Annotated in this window: 11 protein-coding genes; 7 read left to right on the top strand and 4 right to left on the bottom strand. The window is 37.7% G+C overall.

Annotation, left to right across the window (positions count from 1 at the left end; all coding sequences use genetic code 11):
* Nucleotides 1-4 precede the first annotated feature (4 nt).
* The 6 genes from speB to rimK are packed head-to-tail and all read left to right on the top strand — an operon-like array spanning nt 5 to nt 4,921.
* Nucleotides 5-943, top strand: coding sequence for an agmatinase (gene speB, locus FBT53_RS08100; RefSeq protein WP_136950682.1), 939 nt, complete (start codon nt 5-7; stop codon nt 941-943).
* Nucleotides 933-1,907 (top strand): deoxyhypusine synthase family protein, encoded by a 975-nt coding sequence (locus FBT53_RS08095; protein ID WP_136950681.1) that lies wholly within the window; start codon nt 933-935, stop codon nt 1,905-1,907. Before speB ends, FBT53_RS08095 begins: the two co-directional genes overlap by 11 nt.
* Before the next feature lie 15 nt (nt 1,908-1,922).
* On the top strand, nt 1,923-2,228 hold the full coding sequence (locus tag FBT53_RS08090) for a hypothetical protein (RefSeq protein ID WP_136950680.1): 306 nt from the start codon (nt 1,923-1,925) through the stop codon (nt 2,226-2,228).
* Nucleotides 2,229-2,277: 49 nt separating this feature from the next.
* Nucleotides 2,278-2,742 carry an NUDIX domain-containing protein gene (locus FBT53_RS08085; protein WP_136950679.1) on the top strand — a complete coding sequence of 155 codons (465 nt, stop codon included), beginning with the start codon at nt 2,278-2,280 and terminating at the stop codon, nt 2,740-2,742.
* A 13-nt stretch (nt 2,743-2,755) separates the two neighbouring features.
* Nucleotides 2,756-3,541, top strand: a complete 786-nt coding sequence (locus tag FBT53_RS08080) for an RMD1 family protein (RefSeq protein WP_136950678.1) — start codon at nt 2,756-2,758, stop codon at nt 3,539-3,541.
* Between the two features lie 9 nt (nt 3,542-3,550).
* On the top strand, nt 3,551-4,921 hold the full coding sequence (rimK, locus tag FBT53_RS08075) for a 30S ribosomal protein S6--L-glutamate ligase (RefSeq protein ID WP_136950677.1): 1,371 nt from the start codon (nt 3,551-3,553) through the stop codon (nt 4,919-4,921).
* Nucleotides 4,922-5,245: 324 nt separating this feature from the next.
* On the opposite strand, the gene FBT53_RS08070 is transcribed toward rimK, so the two are convergent.
* Nucleotides 5,246-5,971 (bottom strand): NUDIX domain-containing protein, encoded by a 726-nt coding sequence (locus tag FBT53_RS08070; protein WP_136950676.1) that lies wholly within the window; start codon nt 5,969-5,971, stop codon nt 5,246-5,248.
* 268 nt (nt 5,972-6,239) lie between these two features.
* Between FBT53_RS08070 and FBT53_RS08065 the strand changes: the two genes are divergently transcribed.
* Nucleotides 6,240-7,307 (top strand): aldose epimerase family protein, encoded by a 1,068-nt coding sequence (locus FBT53_RS08065; RefSeq protein WP_205729030.1) that lies wholly within the window; start codon nt 6,240-6,242, stop codon nt 7,305-7,307.
* On the opposite strand, the gene cls is transcribed toward FBT53_RS08065, so the two are convergent.
* From cls to pckA, 3 genes are read right to left on the bottom strand one after another with little or no spacing between them, the layout of a single operon-like run.
* Nucleotides 7,304-8,710, bottom strand: a complete 1,407-nt coding sequence (gene cls, locus FBT53_RS08060) for a cardiolipin synthase (protein ID WP_136950674.1) — start codon at nt 8,708-8,710, stop codon at nt 7,304-7,306. The genes FBT53_RS08065 and cls overlap by 4 nt on opposite strands.
* 60 nt (nt 8,711-8,770) lie before the next feature.
* Complete coding sequence (locus FBT53_RS08055) at nt 8,771-10,072, bottom strand: ATP-dependent 6-phosphofructokinase (protein ID WP_136950673.1); 1,302 nt, start codon at nt 10,070-10,072, stop codon at nt 8,771-8,773.
* A gap of 11 nt (nt 10,073-10,083) precedes the next feature.
* Complete coding sequence (pckA, locus tag FBT53_RS08050; protein ID WP_136950672.1) at nt 10,084-11,712, bottom strand: phosphoenolpyruvate carboxykinase (ATP); 1,629 nt, start codon at nt 11,710-11,712, stop codon at nt 10,084-10,086.
* Nucleotides 11,713-11,714: the final 2 nt, after the last annotated feature.

The raw sequence follows: 11,714 nt of genomic DNA, 5'->3' as shown, positions 1-11,714 counted from the left end.
TAAAATGAAAAAAAATAGGACCTATGCTGGCATTCCAGACCAATATGCCGCTATGGATAAGTCTAAAGTAGTTTTATTGCCCGTAGCTTATGATGGTACAAGCACATGGGGCAAAGGAGCAGACAAGGGACCAGAAGCTTTTTTGGAGGCTTCTGAGAATATGGAACTCTATGATATAGAGACCGATAGTGAAGTGTATAAAGAAGGCATTTACCTAGCAGATACTATGGAAGGTTTTAACTCTCCTGAAGCTATGGTTACCGCGGTGCACGATAAGGTAAAAGAACTGGTTAAGCGTAATAAATTAGTAACCATGTTTGGTGGTGAGCATTCGGTTTCTATAGGCGCAATACGTGCTTTTTCTGAATATTACCAAGATTTAACCGTAGTACAGATAGATGCTCACGCAGATTTGCGTAAGGAGTACGAAGGTACCAAATACAACCATGCATGTGCGTTGTATGAGGCCAATGAGACCACCAATTTAATACAAGTAGGTATCCGTAGTATGGACCATGCAGAAACTTTGGTTATGGATTATAACAAAGTGTTTTTTGCGCATGAGATGGTTACGGACGATTTTTGGATGGATAACGCCATAGAATTAATGACAGACAACGTTTACATCACGTTTGATTTGGATGCGTTTGATCCTTCTATTTGTCCATCTACGGGAACACCGGAGCCAGGTGGCTTATTGTGGTACGAAACCTTAGAGTTTTTAAGCAAAATTTTTGAAAGCAAAAACGTGGTAGGTTTTGATATCGTGGAGCTTTGCCCAAATGAGATAGACCGCTCGTCTGACTTTTTAGCTGCAAAACTATATTACAAAATGTTAAGCTATAAGTTTAGAAAAGACGAAATTGAAACAGAGGAATTAGATGGAGCTGAACCATTACACAAAAGAAATTTAAACGCAGAAGATTTTTACGATGAGCAATAAAGGACCTATATCTAATTTTATAGAAAAACACTACCTGCACTTTAACGCAGCTGCCTTGGTAGATGCCGCAAAAGGGTACGAGGCACAGCTAAACAATGGCGCTAAAATGTTGGTGTCTTTAGCTGGGGCAATGAGTACCGCAGAATTGGGTAAAAGTTTTGCAGAGATGATTCGCCAAGACAAAGTGCAAATTATTTCTTGTACGGGTGCAAACTTGGAAGAAGATATTATGAACCTTGTAGCACATTCGCACTACAAAAGGGTGCCAAACTATAGAGATTTAACACCAAAAGACGAGTGGGATTTACTAGAAAACGGCCTAAATAGGGTAACAGATACTTGTATTCCAGAAGAGGAAGCCTTTAGAAGGCTGCAAAAACACGTTCATAAGATTTGGAAGGATGCAGATGATAAAGGAGAACGTTACTTTCCGCACGAATACATGTACAAAATGTTACTTTCTGGCGTTTTAGAAGAATATTATGAGATAGATTTAAAAGATTCTTGGATGTATGCCGCGGCAGAAAAAAACTTGCCTATTGTTGTCCCCGGTTGGGAAGACAGCACCATGGGTAACATTTTTGCTAGCTATGTACTAAAGGGAGAGTTAAAAGCGAGTACCGTAAAATCGGGGATAGAGTATATGACCTTTTTGGCAGGTTGGTATAGAGACAACAGCCAAAACGGAATTGGATTTTTCCAGATAGGTGGTGGTATTGCAGGGGATTTTCCTATCTGCGTAGTACCCATGCTATATCAGGATATGGAAGAAACAGAAACACCATTCTGGAGCTACTTTTGCCAGATAAGTGATTCTACTACTAGTTATGGGTCGTACTCCGGTGCGGTGCCAAATGAGAAGATTACTTGGGGTAAGCTAGATATAGATACACCTAAGTTTATTGTTGAATCAGATGCTACTATAGTGGCACCCTTGATTTTCGCTTATTTATTAGATTTATAATTCACTATTCTAAGAATGAAATTAACTGCAATTATTTTTGCTTTCTTCATGGTTGCACTACAAGGATTAGACGTGCAAGACCAGACCGTAGCAGCTACGTATGACGGCTACGTTAATGAGATGTATTCTTTTATGGGGGACGATGGTACCTCCTATGATTTCTCTGACGTACCTGCAGAAGTACTAGAAAACTACGACCTTACATCAGAAGAGTGGGTGGGTAAACCATTTAAGGTAACCTTTTCCATAGAAACTGATATTGATGAGGAAGACCAAGAATTTGAGGTGTACATCTTAAAAAAATTGGTGCCCATACAATAAAAAACAATGGGCAAGCTTTATCTTGCTTGCCCATATTAAGCTTATTTGTATGAAAAAAATTTTTAAATCTAGATTGGTTGCGATAAAAGACCAGAAAGTCTTAGTGATGAGAAAAGTGGGAAAACGCAAACAATACACCCTTCCTGGTGGGATTAGAAAAAAAAATGAAACGTACATAGAAGCACTGATGCGTGAGACAGCAGAAGAAATAGCTCTACAATTACAAGAAGATGCATTGGAGCTCTTTTTTACTTTTATAGAGAAATCTAAAGAAGTTACTTACTCTAAAAAATACTATTACAGTAAAATAGAAGAAAAACCAATTGCTGTTATAGAAACGCACAAGTTCACAGAAACTTTGTGGCTAGATTATAAAGAGGCCATAGAATATATGGATAAAACAGACCGTAAGGCCATTAAAACTTACTTTAAAAATAAAGGGGCCAAAGAAGAAACCACTTATGTAGAGACTTACGCACTACAACAATCTTCTCCCATACAACGTACTTCATAGCAGTAAATAAGTAATGGAAAATAAAGCTGTTGCAATGCATATAGCAGGTGCTATAGATATTGCAAAGTGTAGAGACTTGCAGTTAGGTAGTCTCATTTTTGGTGATAGGGACGAACTTTTCTTTAAAGACCAAGACGCCTATATATACCTATTTAAATACGGAATGATATCTTATTATGGTTATACTTCCGAACGTGTAGCTACACTCCTAAATCAATTACAATCCCATACAGACCAATGGCAAGTAGAATGCCTGATGGATGATATTACTTTAGAGTTTGTAGCAGAAACACCTTGGGTTAGAGTGACCAATAATAAGGTAACGCTAAAAAAAGATAATGTAGAAGGCATTAGATTAACGCTAATGCATTTGGCACAATCCGTTGCCTTAGATTACTTTTCTAGATTATCAGAGCAAATTATTAAAGAGACCAGAAAGCATACTACTTTTTTAGAGATGCACGGTAAATTAGATATTGGTGGTAAAAAATTAAAACGGCACATTGGAAAAGTCCTAAATATTAACAATCAAATATCAGAGAATCTTTACATTTTTGATTCGCATGAAGTAACTTGGGAAGATGAAAATTTAGATAAGTTAGATAAGGATTTAAAAAGAATTTTTGATTTAAAGGAACGGTACCGCACTATTAAGGAGCAGGGAAACATTATCAAAGAAAACCTTAGCTTATTTAAAGACATCATGGACCATAAGGAAAGTAGCCGTTTAGAATGGATAATTATTATTCTAATCTTGGTAGAAATCCTTGATATGTTCATATTGCGAATGTTTAAATAATAGGATAAAATGAATAAAGCAGTAGTAGCAAGCGAGGAATGGTGCAAACTAGAAGAACTGGGTATTCCTGCCATTAAGGCACGAGTAGATTCTGGAGCTAAAACCTCTTCTTTGCAAGCCACAAAGGTTAAAATATTTACTAAAGGATTAGAAGAATGGGTGCGGTTTGAGGTAAACCCCATTCAAGATAACAGAAGTATATCTATTCTTTGCCAAGCTAGATTGGTAGGGCTCAGAACTGTAAAAAGCTCTCAAGGAATAGCAGAAGAACGTCCTGTAATTAAAACACACGTAGGTATTGGTGACCAAACTTTTGACATAGAAGTAACCCTTGCTAATAGAGATACTATGGAGTATCGTATGCTTTTGGGTAGAGAAGCTTTAAACGACCGCTTTTTAGTAGACCCTTCTGAAAGTTTTTTAATGGGCGATATTTCTGATGATGAAATGAATGTGCTCTATAAACCTTATATGCGTAAAAAAGATGGTCTAACCATAGGTTTATTAGCAAGTAATCCTAATTTATATAGCAATAAGCGTATTGTAGAGGCAGGACAAGCAAGAGGGCACGAAGTAGTTTTTCTGAACGTAGAAAGTGCGTACATGAAATTAGATGCCATAGCGCCACAGGTACGGTACAGAGGTGGTAATGTTTTGGATAAAATGGACGCGGTAATACCCCGTATAAAACCATCAGTTACTTTTTATGGTTGTGCTTTACTGAGGCAATTTCATACCCTTGGCGTATACTGTCTTAATTCTGCCGATGCTATTTCTAAATCTAGAGATAAACTGTACGCTTCACAAGTTTTTTCTAAAAACGATATACATATTCCAGTAACCGGTTTTGCTAAATCACCACAAGATACCAAGGACCTTATCCGGATGGTAGATGGGGCACCTTTAATTATAAAATTACTAGAAAGTACACAAGGTAGAGGTGTAGTTTTGGCAGAAACCAATAAGGCTGCAGAAAGTGTTATTAATGCTTTTAAGAGTGTGCAAACCAATATCTTGGTGCAAGAATTTATCAAAGAAGCCAATGGGCAAGATATCCGTTGTTTTGTGGTTAATGGTAAGGTAGTAGCCTCCATGCAAAGGCAAGCACAGAAGGGCGAATTCCGGGCTAACATTCATCAAGGTGGTAAAGCCTCTTTAATAAAGATAACTTCAGAAGAACGCAAACTAGCAGTAAAATCAGCTAAAGCGTTGAATTTAGATGTTGCAGGGGTCGATTTAATTCGTAGTAATCGCGGACCATTATTGTTAGAAGTTAACTCTTCCCCAGGCTTAGAAGGCATAGAAAACGCAACAGGCTTAGATATTGCCAATATTATGATAGAGACTATTGAGCGTAAGTTAAAATATACCTCGCATTAAGGACAATCAATACATTTAATATTTAGGGCGATGGGTTTTTCTCATCGCTTTTTTTTTGCTTCTCATCTAAATATAAAGAAGAAAACAGTGTACATTTTTATAGCGGTAATCTATCCGTATTTTATCCTTTAGCTTTACAGAATTGGCTCGTGTGTAGTCAAAATATGGAAGGCAGTTTATTTGATAGGTTTAAATAGTTCCCCTAAAGCACAGGATATGAGTTTTGTGGTATTGTGTAGCCATCCTAGTAGTACTTTTGTTGTAAATTTTATAACAGTTATTCTTGGGAATTGATTATGTATACGTTATACCTTAGCTGTTGTCTTACATTTTAAAGTTGAAGCCTTCTTCTGCTACCTTTTTCTCGTACTTTTCTTTATCAAAAACGTATAGATAAGACCCTTTTTTAGAATCTGTTTTATCTTTTTCATCCAAACGAATGAGCACGTCTAGGGAGTTAATTTTACTTATGAAATTGCGCTTGTCTAACTCCTTATCCAAAATGCATTCATACAAGGTTTGCAATTGCCTCATTGTAAATTTTTCAGGAAGCAGTTCAAACCCAATGGGGCGTGTCATGGCTCTTCTACGCAATCTAGAAATTGCTTTTTCTACCATTTCTGCATGGTCAAAAATAAGTTCTGGTGTTTCCTTAAAATCAAACCATTTGGCAGATTCTAACGGAATATCTTTAACCTCATGCGTGGCTACGTCTATTAGTGCATAATAGGCAACAGAAATGGCACGTTTTCCAGGGTCACGTACTACGTTGCTAAAGGTATAAAGCTGTTCCATGTACACATTATCTAAACCAGTATTTAATTGTAAAACGCGTTCTGCTGTAGTATCTAGATTTTCGTTTTGCTTCATAAAGCCACCAATTAAAGACCATTTGCCTTTTTCTGGCTCCACGTTTCGCTTTACTAATAAAATTTTAAGCTGTTTTTTATCAAACCCAAATATAATACAGTCAACAGCCAATAATACTTGGTCCTCGTTAGCATAGTAATTGGTATTAATCGTATTTTTTTCAGGTCGTTTAGCCTCCATCCAGTAGGTTTCTTTGTGCTTTTAATTCGTTAGTGTATCCAAACAAAAATAAAGGACTTTTTTCTTTTAAGCAGAATTTTACTGTTTACTACTTCTTAGACTACCAGCTATTTTTATTTTTTATTTCAGAATTATGCTTTTATTTAGGACAATTTGTACCAACTTTTTCATGCGCAATCGTTATAGTTAGTATCTTCTAAAAGCTTTACTAACTATTGTCTTTAAAGCATCTTATCTTTCAGCATTAATAGGACTACAAAGCACACTCATGAGCCACTTAGCAATTACAAACACTCCTTTTGGCTGTTTACCTAATGGTACAACAATAGAAAAATATATATTGACCAATACCAATGGGGTAAAGGCCCACATAATTACTTTAGGGGGGCGTTTAACAGAACTATATATACCAGACCAAAAGGGTAAACATGCCAATATTACCATGGGATTTGATAGTCTAGAAGGATATTTACAAAACGACCCCTATTTTGGAGCTATTGTAGGGCGGTATGGTAACCGTATTGCCAATGCGTCATTTAAACTGGATGGCCAAATCTATAAATTGGCAGCCAATAACGGCCCAAATAATCTACATGGAGGGGAAGAAGGTTTTGAAAGTAAAGTTTGGGATGCTACTACAAGAAAAGACCAAGATGCAGTGTATTTGGAATTAACCTATCTAAGTGCCGATGGAGAAGAGGGTTTTCCTGGGAATTTACAGGTGAAGGTGACGTACACCTTAACAGAGACTAATGAGTTGAAGGTAGTGTACCATGCCATTACAGATAAAGCAACTGTAGTCAATCTAACTCATCACGGTTATTTTAATTTAAGTGGTGATTTAAACACAGAGGTATTAGACCACCATTTGCAATTAAACGCAGAGTCATACTTACCAGTAGATGTACACAGTATCCCTACAGGAGAATTACGCTCTGTTGTAGATACACCTTTTGATTTTACAAGGATGAAGCCAATTGGCGAAGCCATAGATGCAACTAATGACCAACTAGAAATAGGGAATGGCTACGATCATTGTTGGGTTGTAGACGGATTAAAAGGAGATTTACGCCAGGCGGCCACGGTACAGGAACTATCTAGTGGTAGAACAATGGAGGTTTGGACCACAGAGCCTGGGGTACAGCTCTATACAGCCAATTGGTTAGACGGTTCTTTGGAAAATCCTGCAGGGGGTACTTTTAACCGTCGTTGTGCATTTTGTTTAGAAACGCAGCATTTTCCAGATAGTCCTAACAAACCAGATTTTCCTTCTGTACGTTTACATCCAGGAGAAGTGTACAACACTACCACTGTATTTAAGTTTGGAATTGTTTAAAGCATGGGGCTGAGCAGCTTTGCTGCTCCTTCTAATAATTTACGTCGTTTACCTCTTTTATGGTACGCATCAAAATCTGTTAAGCGAACCGCGTTTTTACAATCGTTTAAGAAATTTTCCTTTACTTCTTTGCAAAGCTCAGCGTCATAAATAATAGCATTGTTCTCATAGTTCTGATGCAAACTGCGGTTATCTAAGTTGGCCGTGCCAATGCTTGCAATTTCATCATCAGAAATCATTATTTTACTATGGATAAATCCTTCGGGTTGTAAGTGCACTTTAATACCAGCCTTTAAATAACTTTCAAAGTAGGAGCGCACTGCCCAATCTACCACAGTGTAATCCGTAGTACTACTCATCAATAAACGAACATCTACGCCACTTAAGGCAGCTGTTTGCAGGCTTTGCAGCAAAGCGTGATTAGGAATAATATATGGATTTACAATGTAAACGTATTTTTTAGCTTTATTGATGATAGAAAAGTAAACCTGTTCCATAACTGCAAAATCGTCGTCCGGTCCACTAGGGACTATTTGTAACGGTACATTTCGTTCTATGGGTTTATCAATTTTACGTCCCGGAATAGCGACCTTTTTATTGGTAGCTAAATACCAATCTGTTAAGAAAATACGGTTTAGAAGGTTGGTTCCATCACCTACAATTTTTAGATGTGTATCGTGCCAAGTACCCAGCATGTTATCTTCTTTCAAGTATTTGTCAGATACATTGATACCTCCGGTAAACCCTATAATATTGTCTATAACCACTATTTTACGATGATTACGATAATTAATGGACGCTAAAAATTTTCCAAACCGATACGGCAAAAATTGACCAACTTCTACACCGATATCCTCTAATCTTTTTTTATAACTACGGTCTAAAGAAAAGCTTCCTACACTATCATACATCAAGCGAACTTTTACACCCGCTTCGCACTTTGTTTTTAAGATATTAAAAAAGCGTTCTGCTAAAGTGCCATCTTCAAAAATATAATACTGAATATGGATGTGTTCTTCTGCTTGTTCTAGGGCATCAAAAATGCAATTAAAAGTATCTTGCCCATCGCGCAGCACCTTTACACTATTATCGCAAGTAAGTGGGTAGCCGCAATTGCGATAAATAAGATTAATTAAGCTACGGTGTTTTTTTAAATCTTCCGTAGGCTTAGAACGGGGAGGCTCTGGTAGGTTTTTTGTAAAGTCGTCTTTAAGCGTAAATAGCTTGTTTCTGCGTCTGTTTCTACCCACCATCCAATACAACAACATACCCCCAATAGGGATGGTAAAAATGGCAAGCAACCATGCCAAACTTTTGGAAGGCCGCATGCCGTTAACAAGCAATTTTCCTACGATAAAGAAGGAAATAATAAGGTATACTATTATGATGAGGGTCCAAAGCATAAGCTAAAGTATAATTTAGCTTATGCATTACAGTGCTTAATCCGATATTTTGTTAACTGCCTAAAAGGAAAAGGGTTGCCCTGTACTTTGTAACACAGAAAACCAGAATTCGCTTTCCAAATCAACTTTTTTACGTTTACTGGTCACGGCAACTATAGGTAGGTGTACAAACTTGTTATTTACTTTACCTACTACAAATTGGGTTTTACCGGCCATGGCACCATGTACTGCTTGGTACGCTAAACTGCTACAAAATATACTATCGCTACTGTTAGCAGGAGCACTACGCACAATATAACTGGGGTCTATATATTTTATGGTTACAGGAAAATGGTCTTTAAAATAAGCTTTAATCTTATCTTTTAAGAACAACCCAATATCTTCATGTTGTATGTTGCCAGAGGCATCTACTACCTCAGTTTCTTTTTCTATGAGATGTTGGCCAGCACCTTCTGCTACTACAATGACAGCATGTTTTTTGGCTTCTAAGCGCAATTTCAATAGTTCTAAAAAGCCTTTTTTACCGTAGAGGTTAAATGCCATTTCTGGAATGAGTACATAATTTACTTCTGGCATTGCTAAGGAGGCAGAAGCGGCTATAAAACCACTATCTCTACCCATAAGCTTTATAATGGCAATACCGTTCATGGCACCTGCCGCTTCATTATGTGCATCTCTGATTATTGGGCTGGCAATGTCAAAAGACGTCTCGAAACCAAAGGACTTATCAATGATGTCTATATCATTATCTATGGTTTTAGGAATGCCTACTACGCTTATTTGTGCACCACGCTTGCCTATTTCTTCACCAATAGCATTGGCTCCTTTAAGCGTTCCGTCCCCGCCAATAGTAAAAAGGACGTTGATGTCATTAGCTATTAATGTATCTACCATAGTAGTTACTTCTTGTCCACCTCTAGAAGACCCTAAAATGGTACCACCATAATGGTGTATATTTTTAACTACTTCTGGCGTAAGTGGCATTAACTCATGACCTACTTCTGGATTTAAACCTTCATACCCGTAGCGTACACCAACAATTTCTTTAACCCCATAAAAATAGTGTAGTGCCATAACAATACCCCTAATTACGTTGTTAAGACCAGGACATAAGCCGCCGCAAGTAACTATAGCCGCTTTGGTGGTTCTAGGGTCAAAAAAGAGGTGTTCTCTAGGCCCAGCCTTTTCTAGGCAAATAGGTGCAGAATTACTGCTTAAACAATTTTGGTAATTTTCTAATGAAAGGTCGTACACCAATTTATCTTCTTCTGTAATAAAGTTGAAGATATTATCCCCCTTGACAGTACTTAACTCCAAGGGGGATTTTATAGTTGGTGTTCCTAATTGTGCTATTTGGAACATATAGGTTTATTTTAAAGATGGTCTGCCAAACTATGGTGCGAATCAATTAGCGGCCCGCCATTCAAGATTTCTTCGGATGCTTCTGATGCAAACTTATCAAAGTTGATATGGAACGAGTGTGCTAACTGAATTGCTTTACTAATATAAGCACCTTTTTGCAACCACGTGTTCATTGGGTCTAACATTTCTGTAGGTACCCCAGGGCAGTATTTTGGCATAAACAGACCAAAGATAGGATGTGTCTCAAACTCCACCTGCTCCAATTGACCTTCTAATATGGCTGTAATCATAGCTCTAGTATATTTTAATTTTATTCTAGAGCCTACGCCGTAAGGACCGCCACTCCATCCGGTATTAATTAACCATACATTAACGCCTGCTTCGGTCATTTTTTTACTCAGCATTTCTGCATAAACGGTTGGGTGTAGTGGCATAAAAGGTTCTCCAAAACAAGCAGAAAAAGAGGGTACAGGTTCTGTAATACCAGCTTCTGTACCAGCTACTTTAGCAGTGTAACCAGAGATAAAATGGTATGCAGCCTGTCCTGCTGTAAGTTTTGATACAGGCGGTAATACCCCAAAAGCATCACAGGTTAAAAAGAATATGTTTTTAGGATTACCGGCATAAGAAGGTTCTTTGCTATTTTCTATGTGGTAAATAGGGTAGCTCACACGGGTATTCTGCGTTATGGAACTATCAAAAAAATCAACTTCTTTAGTACCCTCTTTAAACGTAATATTCTCTAATAAAGCACCAGGTTTTATCGCCCTAAAAATCTCGGGTTCCTTTTCTTCTGTTAGGTCAATTACTTTGGCATAGCAACCCCCTTCAAAATTAAAAATGGTGTTTTCTGGCGTCCATCCATGCTCATCATCTCCAATCAACTTACGGTTAGGGTCTGCAGAAAGCGTAGTTTTACCAGTACCAGACAATCCAAAGAAAATAGCCGTGTCACCAGCTTGCCCAACGTTGGCAGAGCAGTGCATAGGCAATACATTTTTTTCTGTAGGTAGTATTAAATTTAGGGCAGAGAATATCCCTTTTTTCATTTCACCTGTATAGGCAGAACCACCTACCAAAGCGATTTTTTTGGTAAAGTTTAGGATAGAAAAATTACCTGCTAAAATTCCATATTCTTGTGGGTTATTGGCCAGGTAACCAGGAGCACAAAGTACTAACCATTCTTCTTCAAAATTCTCTAATTCGCCCTCAGACAAACGCAAGAACATATTTTTAATGAAGAAATTGGACCACGGATATTCGGTTATGGTTCTCACATTCATTTGATATCGAGGGTCAGCGCAAACTGCAGCATCTCTTACATAAACTTCTTTACCTGATAGATAGTTGATAATTTCTTCTTGTAATTGGTCAAAGTTCTCTGGAGAAATAGGTTTGTTTATGCGGCCCCACCACACTTTGTCTTTGGTATAATCATCTTTTACTAAAAAACGGTCTTTAGGAGACCTCCCTGTAAACTTACCCGTATTAATGGCTAGCGTGCCATTTTCAGTTTCTACCCCCAAACCCTTTTCTAGGGTATGGCGTTGTAAGGTTTCTCCGTCTAGGTTCCAATAGGCCGTAACATTCTTAAGCCCATACTTGTTTAAATCTCTTTTGTTTTCTACTACTAATTCCATGA

This window comes from Flavobacterium sp. ASW18X (assembly GCF_005144745.1).
GTDB lineage: Bacteria > Bacteroidota > Bacteroidia > Flavobacteriales > Flavobacteriaceae > Croceivirga.
Note: the sequence above shows the minus strand (reverse complement) of the source record. Positions and strands in the feature narration are given on the sequence as shown.

Bases quoted from the DNA above. Each gene is read 5' to 3' on its own strand.
- speB (WP_136950682.1), top strand. From the start codon at position 5: ATGAAAAAAAATAGGACCTATGCTGGCATTCCAGACCAATATGCCGCT.
- FBT53_RS08095 (WP_136950681.1), top strand. From the start codon at position 933: ATGAGCAATAAAGGACCTATATCTAATTTTATAGAAAAACACTACCTG.
- FBT53_RS08090 (WP_136950680.1), top strand. From the start codon at position 1,923: ATGAAATTAACTGCAATTATTTTTGCTTTCTTCATGGTTGCACTACAA.
- FBT53_RS08085 (WP_136950679.1), top strand. From the start codon at position 2,278: ATGAAAAAAATTTTTAAATCTAGATTGGTTGCGATAAAAGACCAGAAA.
- FBT53_RS08080 (WP_136950678.1), top strand. From the start codon at position 2,756: ATGGAAAATAAAGCTGTTGCAATGCATATAGCAGGTGCTATAGATATT.
- rimK (WP_136950677.1), top strand. From the start codon at position 3,551: ATGAATAAAGCAGTAGTAGCAAGCGAGGAATGGTGCAAACTAGAAGAA.
- FBT53_RS08070 (WP_136950676.1), bottom strand. From the start codon at position 5,971: ATGGAGGCTAAACGACCTGAAAAAAATACGATTAATACCAATTACTAT.
- FBT53_RS08065 (WP_205729030.1), top strand. From the start codon at position 6,240: ATGAGCCACTTAGCAATTACAAACACTCCTTTTGGCTGTTTACCTAAT.
- cls (WP_136950674.1), bottom strand. From the start codon at position 8,710: ATGCTTTGGACCCTCATCATAATAGTATACCTTATTATTTCCTTCTTT.
- FBT53_RS08055 (WP_136950673.1), bottom strand. From the start codon at position 10,072: ATGTTCCAAATAGCACAATTAGGAACACCAACTATAAAATCCCCCTTG.
- pckA (WP_136950672.1), bottom strand. From the start codon at position 11,712: ATGGAATTAGTAGTAGAAAACAAAAGAGATTTAAACAAGTATGGGCTT.